The organism is Nonomuraea sp. NPDC049504 (genome assembly GCF_040676845.1).
Classification (GTDB): Bacteria; Actinomycetota; Actinomycetes; order Streptosporangiales; family Streptosporangiaceae; genus Nonomuraea; species Nonomuraea salmonea.
The window spans coordinates 443,817-464,316 of the sequence record NZ_JBFAPT010000004.1 but is presented as its reverse complement, the minus strand read 5'-3'; the positions used below and the strand labels follow the sequence as shown (position 1 = coordinate 464,316).

24 protein-coding genes are annotated in these 20,500 nt (G+C 72.1%); 15 read left to right on the top strand and 9 right to left on the bottom strand.

Features of this window, described 5'->3' with window-relative positions; genetic code table 11:
* Window positions 1–69 precede the first annotated feature (69 nt).
* Window positions 70–990 carry an NADP-dependent oxidoreductase gene (locus tag AB0K28_RS11140; RefSeq protein WP_364367924.1) on the top strand — a complete coding sequence of 307 codons (921 nt, stop codon included), beginning with the start codon at window positions 70–72 and terminating at the stop codon, window positions 988–990.
* Between the two features lie 11 nt (window positions 991–1,001).
* Here AB0K28_RS11140 and AB0K28_RS11135 read toward each other — a convergent pair whose 3' ends face one another.
* The 3 genes from AB0K28_RS11135 to AB0K28_RS11125 form a co-directional block, all read right to left on the bottom strand.
* On the bottom strand, window positions 1,002–1,529 hold the full coding sequence (locus AB0K28_RS11135) for a hypothetical protein (RefSeq protein WP_364367921.1): 528 nt from the start codon (window positions 1,527–1,529) through the stop codon (window positions 1,002–1,004).
* Between the two features lie 92 nt (window positions 1,530–1,621).
* Window positions 1,622–1,747 carry a hypothetical protein gene (locus tag AB0K28_RS11130; RefSeq protein WP_345392766.1) on the bottom strand — a complete coding sequence of 42 codons (126 nt, stop codon included), beginning with the start codon at window positions 1,745–1,747 and terminating at the stop codon, window positions 1,622–1,624.
* 40 nt (window positions 1,748–1,787) lie between these two features.
* Window positions 1,788–2,015, bottom strand: a complete 228-nt coding sequence (locus AB0K28_RS11125) for a hypothetical protein (RefSeq protein WP_345392763.1) — start codon at window positions 2,013–2,015, stop codon at window positions 1,788–1,790.
* A gap of 303 nt (window positions 2,016–2,318) precedes the next feature.
* Here AB0K28_RS11125 and AB0K28_RS11120 point away from each other — a divergent pair, with 303 nt between their 5' ends.
* The 12 genes from AB0K28_RS11120 to hypE all read left to right on the top strand — a co-directional run bounded on the left by AB0K28_RS11120 (window position 2,319) and on the right by hypE (window position 12,750).
* Window positions 2,319–3,557, top strand: a complete 1,239-nt coding sequence (locus tag AB0K28_RS11120) for a riboflavin synthase (protein WP_364367918.1) — start codon at window positions 2,319–2,321, stop codon at window positions 3,555–3,557.
* A gap of 204 nt (window positions 3,558–3,761) precedes the next feature.
* Entirely contained in the window at window positions 3,762–5,066 is a 1,305-nt protein-coding gene (locus AB0K28_RS11115) for a hypothetical protein (protein WP_364367915.1), read from the top strand.
* Window positions 5,063–5,557, top strand: coding sequence for a hydrogenase maturation protease (locus tag AB0K28_RS11110; protein WP_345392754.1), 495 nt, complete (start codon window positions 5,063–5,065; stop codon window positions 5,555–5,557). Before AB0K28_RS11115 ends, AB0K28_RS11110 begins: the two co-directional genes overlap by 4 nt.
* Complete coding sequence (locus AB0K28_RS11105; RefSeq protein ID WP_345392751.1) at window positions 5,550–5,909, top strand: hydrogenase maturation nickel metallochaperone HypA; 360 nt, start codon at window positions 5,550–5,552, stop codon at window positions 5,907–5,909. Before AB0K28_RS11110 ends, AB0K28_RS11105 begins: the two co-directional genes overlap by 8 nt.
* On the top strand, window positions 5,906–6,964 hold the full coding sequence (locus tag AB0K28_RS11100; protein ID WP_364367912.1) for a hydrogenase expression protein HypE: 1,059 nt from the start codon (window positions 5,906–5,908) through the stop codon (window positions 6,962–6,964). Before AB0K28_RS11105 ends, AB0K28_RS11100 begins: the two co-directional genes overlap by 4 nt.
* A gap of 36 nt (window positions 6,965–7,000) precedes the next feature.
* The gene (locus tag AB0K28_RS11095; protein ID WP_345392745.1) at window positions 7,001–8,794 is read left to right on the top strand and encodes a nickel-dependent hydrogenase large subunit; all 1,794 of its coding nucleotides are present in this window, start codon (window positions 7,001–7,003) and stop codon (window positions 8,792–8,794) included.
* The gene (locus AB0K28_RS11090; protein ID WP_345392742.1) at window positions 8,787–9,170 is read left to right on the top strand and encodes a hypothetical protein; all 384 of its coding nucleotides are present in this window, start codon (window positions 8,787–8,789) and stop codon (window positions 9,168–9,170) included. Before AB0K28_RS11095 ends, AB0K28_RS11090 begins: the two co-directional genes overlap by 8 nt.
* 104 nt (window positions 9,171–9,274) lie before the next feature.
* The gene (locus tag AB0K28_RS11085) at window positions 9,275–9,871 is read left to right on the top strand and encodes a DUF5947 family protein (RefSeq protein ID WP_364367909.1); all 597 of its coding nucleotides are present in this window, start codon (window positions 9,275–9,277) and stop codon (window positions 9,869–9,871) included.
* 10 nt (window positions 9,872–9,881) lie between these two features.
* Window positions 9,882–10,091, top strand: coding sequence for a hypothetical protein (locus AB0K28_RS11080; RefSeq protein WP_364367906.1), 210 nt, complete (start codon window positions 9,882–9,884; stop codon window positions 10,089–10,091).
* Window positions 10,092–10,244: 153 nt separating this feature from the next.
* Complete coding sequence (locus AB0K28_RS11075) at window positions 10,245–10,517, top strand: HypC/HybG/HupF family hydrogenase formation chaperone (RefSeq protein WP_345392733.1); 273 nt, start codon at window positions 10,245–10,247, stop codon at window positions 10,515–10,517.
* A gap of 11 nt (window positions 10,518–10,528) precedes the next feature.
* Window positions 10,529–11,668: a hydrogenase formation protein HypD gene (hypD, locus tag AB0K28_RS11070; protein WP_345392730.1), complete on the top strand. Its 1,140-nt coding sequence runs from the start codon at window positions 10,529–10,531 to the stop codon at window positions 11,666–11,668.
* On the top strand, window positions 11,665–12,750 hold the full coding sequence (gene hypE, locus AB0K28_RS11065; RefSeq protein WP_364367902.1) for a hydrogenase expression/formation protein HypE: 1,086 nt from the start codon (window positions 11,665–11,667) through the stop codon (window positions 12,748–12,750). Before hypD ends, hypE begins: the two co-directional genes overlap by 4 nt.
* A gap of 95 nt (window positions 12,751–12,845) precedes the next feature.
* On the opposite strand, the gene hypF is transcribed toward hypE, so the two are convergent.
* From hypF to AB0K28_RS11040, 5 genes are read right to left on the bottom strand one after another with little or no spacing between them, the layout of a single operon-like run.
* A complete protein-coding gene (gene hypF, locus AB0K28_RS11060; protein WP_364367899.1) occupies window positions 12,846–15,122 on the bottom strand; it encodes a carbamoyltransferase HypF in 2,277 nt (758 codons plus the stop codon).
* A gap of 5 nt (window positions 15,123–15,127) precedes the next feature.
* Window positions 15,128–15,826 carry an SIS domain-containing protein gene (locus tag AB0K28_RS11055; protein WP_364367896.1) on the bottom strand — a complete coding sequence of 233 codons (699 nt, stop codon included), beginning with the start codon at window positions 15,824–15,826 and terminating at the stop codon, window positions 15,128–15,130.
* Window positions 15,823–16,032, bottom strand: a complete 210-nt coding sequence (locus tag AB0K28_RS11050) for a HypC/HybG/HupF family hydrogenase formation chaperone (protein ID WP_345392709.1) — start codon at window positions 16,030–16,032, stop codon at window positions 15,823–15,825. Before AB0K28_RS11050 ends, AB0K28_RS11055 begins: the two co-directional genes overlap by 4 nt.
* On the bottom strand, window positions 16,029–16,613 hold the full coding sequence (locus AB0K28_RS11045; RefSeq protein ID WP_364367893.1) for an SIS domain-containing protein: 585 nt from the start codon (window positions 16,611–16,613) through the stop codon (window positions 16,029–16,031). The genes AB0K28_RS11050 and AB0K28_RS11045 overlap by 4 nt, the downstream gene beginning before the upstream one ends.
* The gene (locus AB0K28_RS11040) at window positions 16,592–17,026 is read right to left on the bottom strand and encodes a helix-turn-helix transcriptional regulator (protein WP_345392703.1); all 435 of its coding nucleotides are present in this window, start codon (window positions 17,024–17,026) and stop codon (window positions 16,592–16,594) included. The genes AB0K28_RS11045 and AB0K28_RS11040 overlap by 22 nt, the downstream gene beginning before the upstream one ends.
* Before the next feature lie 281 nt (window positions 17,027–17,307).
* Between AB0K28_RS11040 and AB0K28_RS11035 the strand changes: the two genes are divergently transcribed.
* Complete coding sequence (locus tag AB0K28_RS11035; protein WP_364367890.1) at window positions 17,308–17,745, top strand: hypothetical protein; 438 nt, start codon at window positions 17,308–17,310, stop codon at window positions 17,743–17,745.
* A gap of 139 nt (window positions 17,746–17,884) precedes the next feature.
* The gene (locus AB0K28_RS11030) at window positions 17,885–19,045 is read left to right on the top strand and encodes a globin domain-containing protein (RefSeq protein WP_364367887.1); all 1,161 of its coding nucleotides are present in this window, start codon (window positions 17,885–17,887) and stop codon (window positions 19,043–19,045) included.
* Here the strand turns inward: AB0K28_RS11030 and AB0K28_RS11025 are convergent.
* Window positions 19,006–20,295, bottom strand: coding sequence for an MFS transporter (locus AB0K28_RS11025; protein WP_364367884.1), 1,290 nt, complete (start codon window positions 20,293–20,295; stop codon window positions 19,006–19,008). The genes AB0K28_RS11030 and AB0K28_RS11025 overlap by 40 nt on opposite strands.
* Window positions 20,296–20,500 lie beyond the last annotated feature (205 nt).

The following is a 20,500-nucleotide window of genomic DNA, read 5'->3' as shown; positions in this document are numbered from 1 at the left end:
CAGGCGCCGTCATCACCAGTGTGAGCTCCGCCTTCCCGTAAGGACCCTGGCCAGGCGAGCGTGAGTCGCATGAAAGCACTGCAGTACACCGCGTACGGCGTCCGCCCGGTCGTCACCGAGATCCACCGGCCGGAGCCCGGCCCAGGCGAGGTCCTGGTCGAGATCGCCGGGGCGGCGCTCAACCCGCTGGACGTCAAGATCGGCCACGGCCTCGTCAAGGACTTCTTCCCGGTCACCTTCCCCTCTGTGGTGGGCACCGACCTCGCCGGCACCGTCGTCCGGCTCGGGCCGGGCGTCACCGGCCCGCGCGTCGGCGACGCGGTGCTCGCCCGTACGGATCCGACGGCGGGCGGGGCCGTCGCCGAGTACGCCGCCGTCCCCGTCACCCATCTCACCGCCGCGCCGCCGGCGCTCCCGCTCGGCCTCGCCGCAGGGCTCGCGACCGCCGCCGCGACGGCCTGGCAGGCGGTGCACGAGGTGGCCGGGCTCCGGCCCGGCCAGAGGGTGCTGATCCACGGCGGCGCCGGGGGAGTGGGCGGCTTCGCCCTGCAACTGGCCAGGAAGGCGGGCGCCCACGTCCTCACCACCACCTCGCCGGCGGGCGCCTCGCTCGCTGGGAAGCTGGGCGCCCACGAGGTGATCGACTACACCGCGACCGACTTCCGCGAGCGCGCCTCGCGGGTGGACGTGGTCATCGACCCGATCGGCGGCGACGTGGAGACCGCCTCCCTCGACGTCCTCGTCCCCGGCGGCCTGCTGCTCGCCCTGAACGTCCCCCCGGACGCGGACCGCGCCGCCGCCCACGGCCTGCGCGCCGCGTTCGTGCACCACGAGACGGACGCCGCCCGCCTCGCCAAGGTGGCCGCGGCGGGCCTGGAGGTCGTCGTCGACCGCGTCGTCCCGCTGACGGACGCCGCCGCCGCGTACGACCACGTCGCTGCGGGCCATGCCAAGGGCAAGGTCGTCGTCCAGCGCCTGCCGGCCTCTTGAGGCGGGTCAGCTCAGAGCGCCACCTGCCCGATCGCGAAGAAGCCCACCCGCGGGTCCTCGACGATCTCCTTCGCGTCCTCGGGCCACGCGGTGGTGATCATCCCGTACCAGAGACCCTGTTCCGCCCTCATGCGGACGTCGTCCAGGTCGACGCCGAACGCGGCCAGCGCCTCTCTGTCGGATTCCCGCAGCAGGCTCGTCCACAGGCGGAACGACGAGGTGAGGGAGGAACGGACATCGGGATCGCAGTCGTCGAAGCCGCGGGCGTGGCAATAGCCGGAGTAATCCCATGACGTCGGCAGGCCGTCAGGCTCGGGCGGTGAGAACAGCGCCACGTCGGGGACCTTCTCCCACAATCGACGTACGTCGTCCTCCTGCATCGGCTTCCTGAAGCCGACGACCACCGTCACCTTCATGTCCTCCACCTCGGCGAGCGCATCGAGACGCTTCAGGACGAGGTGACGGTCGTCGCCCGCACCGGAGAGCGCACGGATGACGCCGGTCAACTTCCAGCCGGGCAGCTCGGCGCCGCTACCCACACCAGAGCCCGTCGGTCGGCGGCCGTGGTGCAACCCGTGGCGAGCACCAGTAAGAAGGCCGCCACAACCGGGAAGCGCAACATCCGGCCATGCTACAAAAGCGCCTTGACCCGCATTCTCGACGCGGCGATCGTCGCCAGGACGACGACCGCGGTCCTGGCCAGGAACGCGTCCGAGTACCCGGCGGCGCCCACCCCCATCACGATCCGCCCGAGCACGAGCACCAGGAGCCGGGGGGCGAGCGCGGAGATGCCGGAATCAGGCCGCGGCCCAGAAATACCAGCCGATGTCATAGAAGCAGGGATGGGTCTGTGTCCCGCCCGCCTGCACGCCGTTTCTCCAGTATTCGCAGATGCCCTGCGTGGAGTAGGGCCCGTACCAGTGGCCCGCCGCCTCCTTGGCCTGCGCGGGGCTGACGGAGACCACGAGGGCCGCGAGCCCGCCGACCGCGGCTACGGCGATTCTTCCGGCGACTTTCCGTTTCATTTCGCACATCCTCTCGTCGTTGTTCTGGAAACGCTAATGGGCGCCGCGAAATAATGTCAGGTAATAAGCAGGGCATTCAGCGGACATTTCCCGGCGTGGAAGAGGCCCCTTCCTCAGTACGGCCGGGGCGGTTATCGTGGACGGTGGTGCGAAGCCAGGTGCGGCGGTGACAGCCCGCCGGTTCCTCCCCGCGGAGGAACGATCCGGTGCGATTCCGGAGCCATGCGGTGATACCCCGCCCCTTCTCGGACTCCGAAGACCGGGTCCCTGACGCCATCAGCCACTTGTGCGAAGGGGAAGGGCATGTTCACCGGCAGAATCCACGAGATCGGCCTGATCGAGTCCGTCGGCGCGAACGCCGTCGAGATCCGGGCGGCCAAGAGCGCGGAACGGCTGGCGAAGGGCGGCTCGCTGAACGTCGCGGGCGTCCAGCTGACCGCCGAGCACGTCGAGGACGACCTCATCAGGGTGTCGGTCAGCACCGAGACCCGGCGCCGCACCACGTTCGACACCACGTTCGACGAGATGCGGGAGCCGGGACGGCGGGTGAACCTGGAGACGCCGCTCGCCGTCGGCGACCCGCTCGACGGGCACCTGGTCCAGGGGTACGTCGACGGGGTCGGCAAGGTCGTGCGCGTCGACGACGACCCAGGGCTGGGGCGGCGGCTGTGGATCAGGCCGCCTGACCGGTTCATCGGCAAGGTCATGGCCAAGGGCTCCATCGCGGTCGACGGCGTGAGCCTGACCGTGGCCGAGGTCGTCAAGGACCGCTTCTCGGTGGCGCTGATCCCGTCCACGCTCGCCGGGACGACCCTGGCCGCGCTGTCCGTGGGCGACCGCGTCAACCTGGAGTCCGACCTGGTGAGCCGGCTGGCGGCGGGCGGCCCCGCCTCCGCGAGCGCGCACGTCGCCAAGGCGGTCGCCGCGCTGGGCTGGGCCGGGCATCTGCCGGGCCGGGTCGGGGTGGAGAAGGTGGTACGCCAGCTCGCCGCCGGCGGCGGTGTCATGGTGTGGGACCCGGCGCGCGAGGCCGAGGGCGACGTCATCTTCGCCGGCGCGGACCTGCGTCCCGCCGCGTTCACGTTCCTGCTGACCGAGGTGTACGGCTACCCGTGCGTCCCGTGCGCGCCCGAGGTCCTCGACCGGCTGGAGATCCCGGCACTGCAGGGCACGGGAGACCGCCACGGCACGGCCTTCCACACGCCCGTCGACCTGGCCGCCGCCACCGGTACCGGGGTCAGCGCCGCAGAGCGCGCCGCCACCGTACGCCACCTCGCCCGCCCCGACTCCACCCCCGCCGACTTCACCGCACCCGGCCACGTCATCCCGATCGCCTCCCGCCCGGGCCTGCTCCAGGAGCGCGCCGGTCACACGGAGTCGACCGTCGCCCTGTGCCTGGCCGCGGGCCTGCCGCCGGTGGGCGTGTGCTGCGAGGTGATGCGCCGCGACGGCACGATGGCCGGCGCGGCCGATCTGGAGGCTTCCGCGCTCCGCTGGGGCCTGCCCCTGGTCGACATCGACGACCTGCGTACGTGGTTGTGAGCCGGTCTCGGCAAGGCGACGTTCAAATCCTGTTGGGGTTGAGCGGGGCTTGGCGGCGCGAGTGCCGGTGCCCGCCCGGGTGGAGCACCAAGAGCCGCTAAGTGCGGTCCGCACCTAGGGGAGTGGCCCACCTACTTGGCCTGGGACGGCGTGGCTATACCGAAAGGGTCACGTACGACCAGGGCAGCAAGGGGGCCACTCGCCGTGGACGCGAACGGCATCGACGCCGCGCCCGGTTTCCGCGCGGCGCTGGCGGTGGCTGACTCCGTCCTGTACGAGGGCTACCTGCTCTACCCCTACCGGCGATCTTCGCCGAAGAACCAGGTCAGGTGGCAGTTCGGGGTGCTGCTGCCGGAGCGGTGGGCCAGGGCGCACGGGCTGGAGGGCGGCGGGGTCGCGGGCTCCGCCGAGTCGTGGTGGCAGCAGACCGAGTGCCTGCTCGTCGCGCCCTCCGACGCCGTCGTCAGCGGAAGGCTCCGCTTCCTGCAGCTGCGCCGCCGTACGCCCGAGGAGCGGCTGCCCGACGGCGGTCACCGCGCGGCGGATCGGGTCGGTGAGGCGTTGAGCTTCGACGAGGGGGTGCCGTGCGAGCTGGACGTCCAGGCGTCGGTGGCGGAGCTCCTGTCCGGTGAGAAGCGGCTCGACCTGCGGGTTCCCGGCTCCGACACGGTCACCCCGCTGCCCGGCTCGGCCGGCCGGACGCGCCGCCGCACGTGGCCGCTGACCGCCCGGGTGACGCTGTCGCTGACCCCGTGCGAGGACGAGTCGCTGTTCAGGCTCCGCGTACGCACGGAGAACGCCGCGCGGGAGCCGTCGCCGGACACGTCCAGGGATGAGGCGCTCCGGCACGCCCTGATCGCCTGCCACACCCTGCTGACCGTGCCGGGCGGCCGGTTCGTCTCGCTGCTCGACCCGCCTGACTGGGCGGAGAAGGCGGCGGCCGAGTGCGTGAACGCGCACACGTACCCGGTGCTGAGCGGCGACCAGGTGGTGCTGTCGTCGCCGATCCTGCTCTACGACAACCCGCGCGTGGCCCCGGAGAGCCACGGCGACCTGCACGACGCGGCGGAGATCGACGAGATCCTGTCGCTGCGGACGCTGACGCTCACCGACGCGGAGAAGCGCGAGGCGCGCGCCACGGACCCGCGCGCCGCCGACATCATCGACCGGGTCGAGGCGATGACCGCTGAGGACCTCGCCCGCCTGCACGGCACGATCAGGGATCAGGACACGGAAGCGGGCACGGACGTCGTCGAGGTGGCGGGGACGCTGGTCCGCAAGGGCAGCAGGGTGCGGCTGCGGCCCCGGCTGCGCGGCACCGACCCGCAGGACATGTTCCTCGACGGCAGGACGGCCGTGGTGGAGGCGGTGCTGCTCGACGTGGACGGCGCCCGCCACCTCGCCGTGACCCTGGAGGACGACCCGGCGGCCGAGCTGAACCAGTGGTACGGCCGCTACCGCTACTTCGCCCCCGAGGAGACCGAGCCATTGGAGGGTGAGCCCGCATGAACAGGGTGCTGGTGGCCGGGATCGGGAACGTGTTCCTGGGCGACGACGGGTTCGGCGTCGAGGTGGTCAGGCGGATGGACGCCGCCGCGCTGCCCGGCTCGGTGTCGGTGTCGGACTACGGGATCCGCGGCGTGCACCTGGCGTACGAGCTGCTCGGCGGCGCGTACGACACGCTGATCATGGTGGACGCGGTCGAGATCGACGGCCCGCCGGGCACCGTCGCGGTGCTGGAGATCGACGACGAGCCGGTGGACGTGGCCCAGGTCGACGGGCACGGCATGCATCCCCAGGCCGTCCTCGACCTGCTCGCCCGGCTGGGCGGCCGGGTGCCCAGGGTGCTGCTGGTGGGCTGCAGGCCCCAGACCGTCGACGAGGTCATGGGCCTGTCGGAGCCGGTGGCCGCAGCCGTCGAAGGCGCGGTGGCGGCGGTGACGGCGCTGGCGCGTGACGAGGCGTACCGACGAACCGACAGGGAGCGCGCCGATGCATGAGACAGGGATGTGCGACGAGATCGTGGAGGCGGTCCTGCGCGAAGCGGAGGGACGGCAGGTGGCCGCGGTACGCGTCCGCGCCCCCTTCGCCGGGCACCGGCCCGATCCGGCGGTCGTCGAGCAGGGTTTCCGCGTGGCCGCGGCCGGCACCCCGGCCGAGGACGCGCGGGTCGAGCTGGTCGCCGAGCCGCCCGCGGTGAGCTGCGGCGGCTGCGGCGCGCGGACACCCGCGACCGACGCGCTCGCGCTCGTCGCCTGCCCGCGCTGCGGCGGCGTGGACGTCGAGCTCGCGCCCGACACCGGGGTCGTCGTCGAGTCGATCACCTACCAGCAGGACGAGGTGCGCGCATGACGCAGACGGAGCAGAAGAGCGGTCAGGCCGCCGGCTACGACGAGATGCACATCCTGTGGATATCCGAGGGCATGAGCTGCGACGGCGACACCGTGTCCATCACCGCGGCGACCCAGCCCGCGATCGAGGACGTCGTCGCCGGCACCATCCCCGGCCTGCCCAAGGTGCACCTGCACAACAAGGTGCTCTCGCCCAGCCTCGGCGGCGAGGACTACCTGGCGCCGTTCAGGGCCGCCGCGCGCGGGGAACTGGAGCCGTTCATCCTCGTCATCGAGGGCTCGGTGCCCAACGAGAACATCAACGGCGACGGCTACTGGACGTCGTTCGGCAACGACCCGAGCACCGGGCAGCCGCTGACCCTGAACTCCTGGATCGACCGGCTCGCGCCGAGGGCGTGGGCGGTCGTCGCCATCGGCACGTGCGCCACGTACGGCGGCATCCACGCGATGGCCGGCAACCCGACCGGCTGCATGGGCCTGGCCGACTACCTCGGCTGGGACTTCCGCTCGACCGGCGGGCTACCGATCGTGAACGTGCCCGGCTGCCCGGTCCAGCCGGACAACTTCATGGAGACCCTGACCTGGGTGCTCCATCACGCCGCGGGCAGCGCGCCGCCGCCTCCGCTGGACGAGCTGCTGCGTCCCCAGTGGCTGTTCGGCAAGACGGTCCACGAGGGGTGCGACCGGGGCTCGTACTACGAGCAGGGCGACTTCGCGCATGACTACAACTCGCCGAAGTGCCAGGTGAAGGTGGGCTGCTGGGGCCCGGTGGTGAACTGCAACGTGCCCAAGCGCGGGTGGATGCGCGGCATCGGCGGCTGCCCGAACGTGGGCGGCATCTGCATCGCCTGCACCATGCCGGGCTTCCCCGACAAGTTCATGCCGTTCATGGACATGCCGCCCGGCGGTGGCCTGTCCTCGATGCTCATCAAGCCGTACGGCGCGTTCATCCGCCGGATGCGCGGCATCACCAACCACACCGTCAACAGGGAACCCCGGTGGCGGCACAACCGTGAGGCGCTGACCACCGGCTACGACCCGCGCTGGCGCCCGTAGAGCCGTCGGCTCCGACGAGAGAGGAAAGCACGGCCGATGGCCATCGAACAGCAGGAGAAAGCGGCGCCCACGAAGGGCCAGCTCGTCGACATGTCCTGGGACCCGATCACCAGGATCATCGGCAACCTCGGCATCTACACCAAGATCGACTTCGAGAACCAGCGCGTGGTGGAGTGCCACAGCACGTCCTCGCTGTTTCGCGGCTACTCGGTCTTCATGAAGGGCAAGGACCCACGCGACGCCGGCTTCATCACCAGCCGCATCTGCGGCATCTGCGGCGACAACCACACGACATGCTCGGTCTACGCGCAGAACATGGCGTACGGGATCAAGACCCCGAAGCTCGCCGAGTGGATCATCAACCTCGGCGAGGCCGCCGAGTACATGTTCGACCACACCCTCTTCCAGGACAACCTGGTGTTCGTCGACTTCTGCGAGGCGATGGTCAAGGGCACCAACCCGAGCGTGCTCAAGCGGGCCACCACCACCGAGGCGCCGAACGCCGCCATCCACGGCAAGCGCACGATCGCCGACATCATGCAGGCGTTCAACCCGTTCGAGGGGGACGCCTACAAGGAGGCGCTGACCGTCAGCCGGGTCACGCGGGAGATGTTCTGCCTGATGGAGGGCAGGCACGTGCACCCCTCGACGATCTATCCGGGAGGCGTCGGCACGATGCCGTCGCCGTCGGTCTTCACCGACTACCTGTCGCGGCTGATGAACATCATCGACTTCGTCAAGAAGGCCGTCGCGCTCAACGACGACGTCTTCGACTTCTTCTACCAGGCGCTGCCCGGCTACGAGGAGGTCGGCCGGCGCAGGGTGCTGCTCGGCTGCTGGGGCGCGTTCCAGGACCCCGAGGTGGTCGACTACCGCTACCAGACGATGAACGAGTGGGGCAGGGCGATGTACGTCACCCCCGGCATCGTCGTGGACGGCGAGCTCATCACGACGAACCTGGTGGACATCAACCTCGGCATCCGCATCCTGCTCGGCAGCTCCTACTACGAGGACTGGGTGAACGAGGAGCCGTTCGTCACCCACGACCCGCTCGGCAACCCGGTGGACATGCGCCACCCGTGGAACCAGACCACGCTGCCCGCCCCGCAGAAGCGCGACTTCGACGGCAACTACAGCTGGGTGATGAGCCCGCGCTGGCTCGACCCGCGCACCGGCGACCACCTGGCGCTGGACACCGGCGGCGGCCCGTTCGCGCGCCTCTACACCACCGCGCTGGCCGGGCTCGTGGACACGCCGTACGTGAAGTCCACCGGGTCGAGCGTGCAGATCAACCTGCCCAAGGGGCCCGAGCTGCCCGAGGTGACGCTGGAGTGGCGGATCCCGCAGTGGTCCAACGCCCTCGAGCGCAACCGGGCCCGCGTGTACTTCGTGGCCTACGCGGCCGCCATGGCGGTGTGGTTCATCGAGCGGGCGCTGGAGCGGGTGCGCGGCGGGGACACCAAGGTGTTCCAGGACTTCGACGTGCCCGAGCAGGCGATCGGGGTCGGGTTCCACGAGGCGGTGCGCGGCGTGCTGTCGCACCACCTGGTGATCGAGAAGGGGAAGATCGCCAACTATCACCCGTACCCGCCGACGCCGTGGAACGGCAGCCCGCGTGACCGCTACGGCACTCCTGGGCCGTACGAGGACGCCGTCCAGGACATGCCGATCTTCGAGGAGAACGGGCCGGAGAACTTCAAGGGCGTCGACATCATGCGCGCCGTGCGCAGCTTCGACCCCTGCCTGCCGTGTGGCGTCCACATGTACGTCGGTAAGGGGCGTACGGTGCGGAAGCTGCACTCGCCGATGTTCGGCGGCGGCCATGACTGACGGCCGGCCGAGGCTGGACGAGCGGGCCGTCGCCGGGCATCTGGAACTGCTCGACGAGCTGCTGAGCGAGCTGGAGTCGGCCTCCGGGCCCACGGCCGACCTGGCGCTCGACGCGCTCGCCACGCTCGCCGGGGTGTACGGGGAGGCGCTCGCCCGCATCGCCGAGCGGGTCGTCGCCGCCGCACCCGAGGTGGGTGCGGCGCTGGCGGACGACGTCCTGCTGGCGCACCTGTTCGTGCTGCACGGGGTGTCCGTCGGCGCGGCTCAGGGAAGCGGCGCCGCCGCCCAGGGGAGTGCGGCGGCTGCCGGTCGTGCGGCGTTCATCCCGCTCGACGCGCTCACCCGCCGCCCCGCCACCTCAAGGGCGGCCCCATGACCGCCTCCGGGACGGGCGCCGCGCCCGGCCCCGTGACCAGCCGCGCAACCGGTGCTGTGACCGGTGCTGTGACCGGTGCTGTGACCGGCGCTGCGACCGGTGCTGTGACCGGCCCTGCGGTCGGGGCGGGGGCGCTTGGGCGGGTGGTCAGGCGGCCGGTCGGTGGGCGGCGGGCGGCCGAGCCGTGTGAGCTGTGCGGGGAGCCGCTGCGAGACACGCACGCCCATCTGCTGGAGGAGCGCAAGGACCTGGTGCTGTGCGCCTGCCGCGCCTGCGCGCTGCTGTTCGAGCACGGGACGAACGGTCCCGGCAGGTTCCTGCTGGTGCCCGACCGGCGGCTGCGCCTCACCGGGCCGCCGCCGTCCGAGCTGGGCGTGCCCGTGGGCCTGGCGTTCTTCGTCCGCCGCTCCGACGGCACGGTCGTGGCGCACTATCCGAGCCCGGTGGGCGCCACCCGCTGGGACGTGGACACCGACGCATGGGAGCGGCTCGCCGGCCACTACGCGGAACTGGCGTCGATGCGGCCGGCGGTGGAGGCGTTCCTGGTCGCCGTCGTGCGCGGCCTGGACGAGCGCTGGGTCGTCCCGATCGACGACTGTCACCGGCTCGTCGCCCTGGTACGCCAGGAATGGACGGGCATGTCCGGCGGTCCCCAGCTCTGGGACCGGATCGCGGCCTTCTTCGCCGAACTCGACCGATGAGGAGGACGACATGGCACGGATTCGCGTAGGCGTACCCGACGTGGTGCCCGACACGCCTTCGCACGTCAAGGGCGTGCCCCAGGGCAACGCGAAGGGCTCCTACCGCCGTCAGCGGGGCCACCACAAGGACGGCACCGCCGACGCGCGGCGCTCGACCGGCGTACGTCCCCGTCACGCGAACCCGATCGCGCGGACCATGCCGAACCTGTCTCCCAGCTGAGACACGAGAGGAGGTGAAAGCCGACATGCGGCAGCTAGGCAAGTTGCTGGCCCTGTTCGCGGGGGCCGCGGTCATCGCGATGATCTGGCGGGAACTGCCCGCCCTGAAGCGCTACATCACCATGCGACGAATGTGAGAGGAGCGAGGCGGCCGATGTGCCTGGGCATTCCCGGCGAGATCGTCGAACTCATCCCCGGACAGCCCGAACTCGCCAAGGTCGAGGTGGCGGGCGTGCGGCGGGTCATCAACGTCGGGCTGGTCGACCAGGACGGCATCCGTCCTGGCGACTGGGTGCTCGTGCACGTCGGCTTCGCCATGTCCAAGATCGACGAGCGGGAGGCGGCGGCCACGCTCGCGCTCCTGCGCGGTCTCGGGCAGGCGTACACCGACGAGCTCGAAGCGCTCGCGGAATCCGACATCACCTGAGAGGCGGGACAGTGCGGTTCGTCGATGAGTACCGCGACGCGGGCGAGGCCAGGCGGCTGGCGGCGCGGATCAGCGACCTGTGCGAGCCAGGGCGGCGCTACACGTTCATGGAGGTGTGCGGCGGCCACACGCACACCATCTACAAGCACGGCCTTGAGGACCATCTGCCCGAGCCGGTGTCGCTGGTGCACGGCCCCGGCTGCCCGGTCTGCGTCATCCCGATGGGGCGGGTGGACGACGCCATCGCCATCGCCCGCGAGCCCGGCGTGATCTTGACGTCGTTCGGCGACATGATGCGGGTCCCCGGCGGCCAGGGCTCGTTCTACGACGCCAAGGCCGCGGGCGCGGACATCCGCATGGTGTACTCGCCGCTGGACGCGCTCAAGATCGCCCGGCAGCACCCCGACCGCACGGTCGTCTTCATGGCCATCGGCTTCGAGACCACGGCCCCGTCCACGGCGATGACCGTGCTGCGGGCCGCCGCCGAGAACATCCCGAACTTCGCCGTCTTCTGCAACCACGTCACGATCATCCCGGCGATCAAGGCCATCCTCGACTCGCCCGACCAGCGGATCGACGGGTTCATCGGGCCCGGCCACGTCTCCACCGTCATCGGCTGCACGCCCTACTCCTTCATCGCCCGCGACTACGGCAAGCCGCTGGTGTGCGCCGGGTTCGAGCCGCTGGACGTCCTGCAGTCCGTCTACATGCTGCTCCGCCAGCTCGCCGAGGGGCGGGCCGAGGTGGAGAACCAGTACACGCGGGTGGTGCCGTGGGAGGGGAACCCGCGGGCGCTGTCGGCGATCTCGCGGGTGATGGAGCTGCGGCCACACTTCGAGTGGCGCGGGCTGGGGTTCATCGCGCACTCCGCGCTGCGGATGCGGGAGGCCTACGCGGCGTACGACGCCGAGGTGCGCTTCGCCGTACCGGGGGTGCGGGTGGCCGATCCCAAGGCGTGCCAGTGCGGTGAGGTGCTGAAAGGTGTGCTGAAGCCGTGGGAGTGCAAGGTCTTCGGCACCGCCTGCACGCCCGAGACGCCCATCGGCACCTGCATGGTGTCGTCCGAGGGGGCCTGCGCCGCCTACTACAACTTCGGCCGCTTCGCCCGGCGGCGTGAGCCCGTACCGCTGACTCTGGGGAGCCGGCCTTGAACGACGAAGCTGTGGCCTCCCGTGAGGTCCAGGTGCTGGAGCGGATCGAACGGGCCCGCCGTCGCAGGCCCAAGCTCACCGAGGAGCGGGTCACGCTGGCGCACGGCGCGGGCGGCAAGGCGTCGCGGACGCTGATCGAGGCGGTCTTCGCCGACGCCTTCCGCAACCCGGCGCTCGACCCGCTCGACGACGGCGCCACGCTCGACCTCGGCACCGGCCGGCTGGTCCTCACCACCGACGCGTACGTGGTCTCGCCGCTGTTCTTCCCCGGCGGTGACATCGGCGACCTCGCCGTCAACGGGACCGTCAACGACCTCGCGGTGTGCGGGGCCAGGCCGATGTACCTGTCGGCGGCGTTCGTCCTGGAGGAGGGGTTCCCGATCGCCGACCTGCGCAGGATCGCCGCGTCCATGGCGGCCGCTGCCGAGCGGGCCGGCGTGCGGGTGGTGACCGGCGACACCAAGGTGGTGCAGCGCGGCAAGGCGGACGGCTGTTACGTCACCACGTCCGGCGTCGGAGCACTGGAACGGCCGGTCACGCTGGGCGACGCGCAGGTCAGGCCAGGGGACGCGGTGATCGTGTCGGGGCCGATCGGCGAGCACGGCATCACCGTCATGATCGCCCGGGGCGACCTCGACATCGAGGCGGACCTGACCTCCGACACCGCGCCCCTGCACGACGCCGTCGCCGCCCTCCTCGACGCCGCCCCCGTGCGGATGATGCGCGACGCCACCAGGGGCGGGGTCGCGACCGTCCTGAACGAGGTGGCGCGCGGCGCCGGGGTGGCCGTGCGGGTGGACGAACGCGCGGTGCCGGTCCGCCCGATCGTGAGCGGCGCCTGCGAACTGCTCGGCCTCGACCCGCTGTACGTGGCCTGCGAGGGCCGGTTCGTGGCCGTCGTGGACGGGGAACACGCCGACGCGGCTGTCGCGGCGCTCCGGCGGCACCCGGTGAGCGAGGGCGCGGCGGTGGTGGGCACGATCGAGCCCGATCCCGCGGGAATGGTCCTCCTCAACACCGCGTTCGGCGGCACCAGGATCGTCGACCTCCTGGTCGGCGACCCCCTGCCCCGCATCTGCTGACCACCGCCCGCCGGCGCCTACGGGATGGCGCGCGCAGGTGCCGGGCGTGGGTGTGCTGTTCAGCGGGGGGAGCCGCGCGCCGACCGGCGGCGTCGTCAGCGGCGGTCGTGGGCGGCGGCGATGACGGCCTGGCCGAGGGCGATGCCCCCGTCGCCTGGCGGGACTCGCGAATGGGTCAGGACCTGGAAATGCTCGCGTTCCAGGCCCGACACCACCGCCTCCAGCAGGACCGTGTTCTGGAAGACGCCGCCGGACAGCGCCACCGTCCGCAGGCCCGTCTCCTCGCCCAGGATCGTGACCGCGCGGACCACCGCAGCGGCCAGTCCGTGGTGGAAGCGGGCGGCGATCCGTCCCGCGCCCGCACCGGCCGCGACGTCCTCCGCCGCGGCCCCGACCAGGTCACCGGCGGCGATGACCAGGAGCTCACCCGCGATCACCCGCGCCGGGTACGCCCCCCGCTCCCCGGGATCCACCCGGGCCTCCAGCTCGGCGGCGGCCTGCCCCTCGTACCCGATGACATCGCGCACCCCCGCGATCGCCGCCACCGCGTCGAACAGCCGCCCCGCACTGGACGTGAGCGGCGCGTTCAGCCCGGACCGCGCCATCCCGGCCACCACCGGCCACTGCTCCCGATGCCGCGCGGCCACCGCCAGATCGGGCAGCGCGTCGCCGTGGAGCCGGTCCAGCCAGGCCGCCGCCATGCGCCACGGCTGACGTACCGCCGCCGCGCCGCCCGGCATCGGCACCGCCTCCAGGTGCCCGGCCCGCCGGTAGGAGAGCAGGTCGGCGACCAGCAGCTCCCCGCCCCACAGCGTGCCGTCGTCGCCCAGGCCCAGCCCGTCGAACGCCACCCCGATGACGGGCCCGCCATGCCCGTGCTCGGCCAGGCAGGAGGCGATGTGCGCGTGGTGGTGCTGCACCGCGACGAGGTCCACGCCGGTGCGGTCGCGCGCGTACGCGGTGGACAGGTACTCCGGGTGCAGGTCGTGGGCGACCACTTCGGGGCGGACGCCGAACAGCCGGCAGAAGCGCTCGACGGACTCGGTGAAGAGGCGCAGGGTCTCGTAACTCTCCAGGTCGCCGATGTGCTGCGACAGGAACGCCTGGTCGCCCCTGGCCACGCAGAAGGTGTTCTTGAGCTGGGCGCCGCAGGCGAGCACCGGCCGGGGGAAGCGCCACGGCACGGAGAGGGGGGCGGGGGCGTAGCCGCGCGATCGGCGTACGACCAGCTCCCGGCCGCGGAAGACCCGCACCAGCGAGTCGTCGGCGGGCGCCTCGATCCGCCGGTCGTGCACGAGGAACCCGTCGGCGACGCCGGCCAGCCGCCGCAGCGCGTCCTCGTCGCGGTGGGCGATCGGCTCGTCGGTGAGGTTCCCGCTGGTCAGCACGTACGGCGTGGCCAGCCGGTCGGCGAGCAGGTGATGCAGCGGCGTGGACGGCAGCATCACCCCCAGGTCGCGGGCCCCGGGCGCCACGGCGTCGGCCACCGGGGCGTCGCGGCGGCGCGGGGCCAGCACGATCGGGCGGGGCGTGCTCGTGAGCAGCCGTTCGGCCGCCGGGTCCAGGTGGACCAGCGTCCCGGCCACCGCCACGTCCTGCGCCAGCACGGCGAACGGCCGGGACTCGCGGCGCTTGCGGGCCCGCAGCACGGCAACGGCGGTGCCGTCGGCGGCCAGGACGGCGAGGTGATAGCCGCCCAGCCCTTTGATCGCCACGACCCGCCCCTCCTCCAGCCACCCGGCCGCCACCTCGACCGGATCCCCGGGCACCGGCCGGCCGGCCGCGTCGAGAGCGCGCAGCTCGGGGCCGCACGCGGGGCAGCACACCGGCTGGGCGTGGAAGCGGCGGTCGCCGGGGTCGCCGTACTCACGCGCGCAGGCGGCGCACATCGCGAAGTCCGCCATCGTGGTGGCGCACCGGTCGTACGGGACGCCGGTGACGATGGTGAACCGCGGCCCGCAGCCGGTGCAGTTGGCGAACGCGTACCGGTGCCTGCGGTCGCCGGGGTCGCGCAGTTCGCGCAGGCAGGCGGCACACGTACCGGCGTCCGGGGGCACCAGGGCGGGGTTCGGCCGCTCGCCGCGCCTGCTCGGCACGATGCGGAAACCCGGCTCGCCCACCGGCTCCGCCGCCTCCACCGAGACCCGCTCGACCAGCGCGAGCGGCGGCGCCTGACCCGTCAGCCCGGCCGTGAACGCCTCCAGCCTCCCCGGCTCGCCCTCCGCCTCGATGAACACCCCGCCGGGGTCGTTGCCGACGAACCCCGACACCCCGTACGTCCCGGCCAGCCCGCACACGAACGGCCGGAACCCCACCCCCTGCACCAGCCCCTCGACCCGCACTCTGACCCGGCGCACCCCCGTACCGGCCATGCCCGTCACATCTCGCCGGCCAGCACCCGCTGGGTCAGCTCCCACAGCACGTGGCAGAGCGTGATCTGCGCCTCCTGGATGCGGTGCACGGACGCCGACGGCACCACGAACAGGTAGGCCACCCGCCCCTCCTGCGCCATCGCCCCGCCGTCATAGCCCGCCATCCCCACGGTCACCATGCCGCGCCTGGACGCCTCCCCCATGGCATCGACCACGTTCCGCGACCCTCCACTGGTGGACAACCCCACGGCCACGTCACCCCGCCGCCCGAGCGCGGCGAGCTGCCTGGCGAACACCAGCTCATACCCGACGTCATTCGACAACGCCGTGACCAGCGCGACATCCTGCGCCAACGCCACCGCCGCCACAGCCCGCGCCGGTCGCGGCGGGGCGGCGGCCGTGCGGGCTGCCTCAGGTGGGGCGGCGAAGAGCTGGGCGACGGCCTGGGCGTCCGTGCTGCTGCCGCCGTTGCCGAACGCGAACAGCCGGCCCCCTGCCTCGATCGCCGCCGCCATCGCCCGCGCGCACGCCACCAGCCGCTCGCCGTGCAGGGCGACCAGGGACCGGCGCAACGCGACGATCTCGCCGGCCTTCCTCCGCGTGGACGCGCACAGGTCGGCGACGACCGCCTCCCTGTCCACCGGCGCCGGGGCGAGGAACGGGTACAGGGCCTCGATCCCGCCGGGGTCATCGACCGTACTCAAGGGTCTCTCCTCGCGATGGCCTCCTTGGCGTGCACCAGGACGACGTCACCAGGCCGCGCGTCCACCAGCGCCACGCTGACCTCCTCCGCCGTCCCCGACTCCGTCTCCACCAGCGCCATCCCGTCCTCCATGAGCCGCACCACGCGCACCGGCACCGCCACGTCCGAACACGTGACGCAGACCCCGTCGTGACACGACTCCGTCATCGGACCGCCTCCAGCTCGTAGAAGACGTGCACCAGCTCCCACAGCACGTGATAGATCGTCATGTGCACCTCCTTGACGACCAGCGGATCGCCGGAGCGCACGACCACCACGTGATCCGCCTCAGGCGCCGCTTGCCCGCCGGCGAGCGCCACCGTCAGCAGGCCCCGCTCGCGCGCCGCCGCCAGCCCATCGCGCACGGCAGGACAGCCGGGCTCGGCCGACAGAGCGAGCGCGATGTCGTGCGGCGCGGCCAGCAGCCGCAGCTGGGCGGCGAAGATCCCGTCCAGACCCTGGGTGCGAGCGATCCCCGTGGCCAGAGCCAGATCCGTGGCCAGCGAGAGAGCAGAGAGCGCCGGCTTGCCGACGACGACAGGATGCGCGAACTCGACAGCGACATGCTGCGCATCGGCCACCGACCCGCCGCTGCCGAACACCAGCAACTTGCCGCCCGCGCGGAACCGTCCCGCCATCTCCTGGCAGGCGCGGACGATCAGCTCGGCGTCCGCACCCACGGCCGCCGCCGGTTGCGCCCGCCGCTCGAACGCGGCGGACACGGCGCTCATCGCTGAGTCCTCGCCCACGACGCCTCCTCCCACCCCGCCCCTTCCCGCACACCCGAGCCCCGCCCACCCGCACCGCCTGAGACGCCTGGGGTGTCGGCTTCTGAGCTGATCCGCGTCCATCTGTCCAGGCAGGTCTCCAGCAACCCGCGCACTTCAGTCAACCGCCGCATCCACGCCTGCAGTTCGGCCATCCCGCCGGTGGTCAGCTCGTAGCGCCGGCGGGCGGGCCCCGCCTCGGAGGCGACCCAGTCGGAGGCCAGGTGGCCGGCGCGTTCGAGCGAGCGCAGAGCCCGATAGACCTGCCCCGGCTCCGCGTCGGACGCCCCCAGCCGCGCCAGCCGCTCGATCAGGTCGTACCCGTGACCGGGCCGCTCGCAGATGAGCAGCAACAGGAAGGGAGAGAGCAGTCCGCGAACGTCACTGCCCGACATGAATTCCCTCCTCCGGTGCGGGAACGGCCGGTCGGTAAGGACAGTAGGCCGCCGCATGCCACAGGCCAGGGCGGCACGTCCGGCATTTGCACGACTCATCGCCGTGGGCAGGCCAAGGATCTCCCGTACGCCCCGCGCAGCCGGCCGGGCAGCCGGCCGGCTGGCGTGCCCTCCTCGGCCGGGGGCCCGGCGGAGCGTGGTCATATCCTGGTCCGACCCGATGTCCCGGCAACAGCGCCAGAGCTCGGGGCGTCGCACTGCGTATGCCGGGAGGGCGCGTCATGACGTGGTGGTCGGTGGTGCGGTTCCTGCACGTGCTCGGGGCCGCGCTCTGGGTGGGCGGGCAGCTCACGGTGTCGCTGGTGGTGCTGCCGCTGGCCCGCCGCCTGCTGGACGACGAGCGGCGCGGCCAGGTGCTGAACGCGGTCGGCCGGCGTTTCGGCCTGCTCACCGTGGCCGCGTTCCTGCCCGTGCAGCTGGCCACCGGCGTGGCCATCGCCTGGCACAAGGGCGTCACCTGGGCCTCGCTCGCCGAGCCCGGTTATGGCCGGATCCTGGCCGCCAAGCTCCTGGTGTTCTGCGCGGTCATGGCCGCTGCGGGTGTGCACGGCTGGGCGAGCGGCGCGGGCCGTCCCCTGCTGGCCCGGGTCATGGCGGTGGGCTCGCTGGCGGGGTCGCTCGGCGTCGTCCTGCTGGCCGCCGCGCTGCCCGCCACCTGATCGGGGCGGTCCGATTAGGGACTTTCGGCCCTGCGAATACGGACGTTCGCCCTGATGAAGGCACCTGTCCTGGTTCGTAGGTTGGATCCCGGCCCGCACGCTTCCGTGGGCCGTGTCCATCTGCTCTCTGGGGGGTTCCATGTTGTCCGCGGATTCGGCGGCGATCGTCCGTACCACGCTGCCCGTCATCGGCGCTTCGCTCGACGCCATCACCGCGCGTTTCTACGAGACGATGTTCGCCGATCGGCCGGAGCTGCTCGACGGCCTGTTCAACCGCGGCAACCAGGCCAACGGCGAGCAGCGCAGGGCGTTGGCCGGGTCCATCGCCGCGTTCGCCACGCGGCTGCTGGAGCACCCGGACGAGCGTCCCGACGCGTTGCTCACCCGCATCGCGCACAAGCACGCCGCCGTGGGCGTCACCGACGACCAGTACGTGATCGTGCACAAGTACCTCTTCGCCGCGATCGCGCACGTGCTGGGGGACGCCGTCACCGCGGAGGTCGCGGCGGCCTGGGACGAGGTGTACTGGCTGATGGCCGGTGCGCTGATCGCCCAGGAGGCCAGGCTCTACGCCGCGTCCCACGCGCGTAACGGCGACACGTGGCGGCGGTGGCGGGTGGTGGCCCGCCGGGAGGAGACGCCGGACGTGGTCTCCTTCCTGCTGCGCCCGCTCGACGGCGCCCCCGTTCCGCCCGCGCGTCCCGGCCAGTACGTCAGCGTCCGCGTCCGCATGCCCGACGGCGTGCACCAGCTACGCCAGTACACCCTGTCCGACGCGGGCGACCTGCGCAGGATCACGGTCAAGCGCGTGACGGGCGTCCCGGAAGGCGAGGTGTCGACGCTGCTGCACGACACCGTACGCGCGGGCGACGAGCTGACCTTGTCCGCGCCGTTCGGCGACGTCACCCTGGACGACGGCGCCGCGCCGCTCGTGCTGGCCTCGGCGGGCATCGGCGGCACCCCGATCGTGGCGATGCTCCAGCACCTGGCCGCCAGCGGCTCGGACCGCCGCGTCCTGATGCTGCACGCCGATCGCTCACCCGCCGACCACGCGCTCCGCGAGGACATGGCGAACCTCGCCGACGAGCGCATCTTCTGGTACGAACAGGGCGCCGCCACCCCCGACCGCGACGGCCTGATGAACCTCACGGACGTCGAGATCCCCGCCGGCGCGGTCGCCTACCTGTGCGGCCCCCTGCCGTTCATGCGCGAGGTACGCGCCCAGCTGCTGAAGGCAGGGGTGGCCGCCCGCGACATCAACTACGAGGTCTTCGGCCCGGACCTCTGGCTGGCCGGCTGAGCCGCTTTCGGCAGCACCATCCTGGACGCGTCCACCAGCAGGAGACCGGCGATCCCGATGATCGGCAGCAGGGTGAGCTGCCACAGACCCGCGCCGTCCCAGCCGAGCGCCCCCACCAGGCGGGCGAACAGCAGCCCCGAGAAGGCGGCGGCGACGTAGTAGGTGAGGATGAACAGCCCGGCGCCGCGGCCCACGTGGTGCGGGCGGACGGCTCGCTGCATGGCCGTGCTGCAGTTGGTGAACAGGAAACCGCTGGCGAACGTGCCCATCAGGAACGACAGCAGATATTGGGCGGGCGCCGAAGTGGCGATCTGGTACATGAGGTACGCGGTGACGCCCGTGGCGACCATCGCGAACATCAGCAGGCGCGCCTGGTTGTACCGGTCGCCCAGCCAGCCCGCCGGCAGGGCCATCATGGCGCCGAGCCCGCCCATCGACACGGCGAACGCGGCCTGGTCGGGCGTGAAGGCGAGCGCCTCGCGCAGGAACGTCGGGTAGAGGCCGAGGTAGCCGTAGAAGACCAGGCCGGAGACGGCACAGGCGATGCCGATGCCGAGCGTGTTGCGGTTGTACGGCGAGGCCGGCACGTGCTCGTACGTCGCCCCTGCCGTCTCCGTGGCGGCGCCGGTCACCGCCTCGGTCATCCTGCGCGACACCGTCGCCGCGATGAGCAGGCTCATGAGCAGACCGGCGGCGGCGAACAGGAAGAACGGCGCCCGCCAGGTGCCCCAGCCCGCGGCGAGCCCGTTGCCGAGGAGCGGGCCAAGGAAGACGCCCAGGCCGAAGGCCACGCCGACGACGCCGGCGGCCAGCGCGCGGCGGTGGAAGAAGAACGCGCCGATCACCGCGTACAGGGCGGTGGCCTGCACGCCCTCGCCGACGCCGACGACCAGCCGGTAGATGCTCATGTCGACGAAGCCCACGGCCAGCGGGATGGCGAGGGTGCCGAGCGAGTAGACGAGCACGCTGACGACGACGATCGCCTTACGGGAGAGCCGATCGGCCAGGTATCCGGCAGGCGGTCCAGCGAGCGCTAGGCCGAGGGTGAAGCCGGTGGCGAGGAGCCCGCCCTGTTCGAGGGAGAAGCCGAGCTCGTTCCTGATCTCGGGCAGGAGGGGGTAGAAGATCTGCCGGTCCATCGCGTTGAGCATGTACGAGGCGCACAGCACGGCGAAGCCGATCGCGATGGAGGTCTTCGTCAAGTGGTCGGAGCTCGTGGGGGCACTTCCGCCCTCGGTGGCGCTGCTCATCAAGTGGCTCCTCAGCGGTGCAGGGGGTGAACCCGCACCCCGCTATCGGACACTCGTCCGTACAGCGGTCGGCACAGGTTGGCCTCAGAATGATGCGTGGCACGACACCTGTCAAGGGGGCGATGAGGCTTGTGAGGAGGCCGGGTGGCATGGGATCGGACGTATGTCCGCTAAGCGGCAACCACCCGTTCAGGCGCGGAGAGCC

Coding starts and splice junctions, on each gene's coding strand:
- AB0K28_RS11140 (WP_364367924.1), top strand. CDS start 70: ATGAAAGCACTGCAGTACACCGCGTACGGCGTCCGCCCGGTCGTCACC.
- AB0K28_RS11125 (WP_345392763.1), bottom strand. CDS start 2,015: ATGAAACGGAAAGTCGCCGGAAGAATCGCCGTAGCCGCGGTCGGCGGG.
- AB0K28_RS11120 (WP_364367918.1), top strand. CDS start 2,319: ATGTTCACCGGCAGAATCCACGAGATCGGCCTGATCGAGTCCGTCGGC.
- AB0K28_RS11110 (WP_345392754.1), top strand. CDS start 5,063: ATGAACAGGGTGCTGGTGGCCGGGATCGGGAACGTGTTCCTGGGCGAC.
- AB0K28_RS11105 (WP_345392751.1), top strand. CDS start 5,550: ATGCATGAGACAGGGATGTGCGACGAGATCGTGGAGGCGGTCCTGCGC.
- AB0K28_RS11100 (WP_364367912.1), top strand. CDS start 5,906: ATGACGCAGACGGAGCAGAAGAGCGGTCAGGCCGCCGGCTACGACGAG.
- AB0K28_RS11095 (WP_345392745.1), top strand. CDS start 7,001: ATGGCCATCGAACAGCAGGAGAAAGCGGCGCCCACGAAGGGCCAGCTC.
- AB0K28_RS11090 (WP_345392742.1), top strand. CDS start 8,787: ATGACTGACGGCCGGCCGAGGCTGGACGAGCGGGCCGTCGCCGGGCAT.
- AB0K28_RS11080 (WP_364367906.1), top strand. CDS start 9,882: ATGGCACGGATTCGCGTAGGCGTACCCGACGTGGTGCCCGACACGCCT.
- AB0K28_RS11075 (WP_345392733.1), top strand. CDS start 10,245: ATGTGCCTGGGCATTCCCGGCGAGATCGTCGAACTCATCCCCGGACAG.
- hypF (WP_364367899.1), bottom strand. CDS start 15,122: ATGGCCGGTACGGGGGTGCGCCGGGTCAGAGTGCGGGTCGAGGGGCTG.
- AB0K28_RS11050 (WP_345392709.1), bottom strand. CDS start 16,032: ATGACGGAGTCGTGTCACGACGGGGTCTGCGTCACGTGTTCGGACGTG.
- AB0K28_RS11040 (WP_345392703.1), bottom strand. CDS start 17,026: ATGTCGGGCAGTGACGTTCGCGGACTGCTCTCTCCCTTCCTGTTGCTG.
- AB0K28_RS11035 (WP_364367890.1), top strand. CDS start 17,308: ATGACGTGGTGGTCGGTGGTGCGGTTCCTGCACGTGCTCGGGGCCGCG.
- AB0K28_RS11030 (WP_364367887.1), top strand. CDS start 17,885: ATGTTGTCCGCGGATTCGGCGGCGATCGTCCGTACCACGCTGCCCGTC.
- AB0K28_RS11025 (WP_364367884.1), bottom strand. CDS start 20,295: ATGAGCAGCGCCACCGAGGGCGGAAGTGCCCCCACGAGCTCCGACCAC.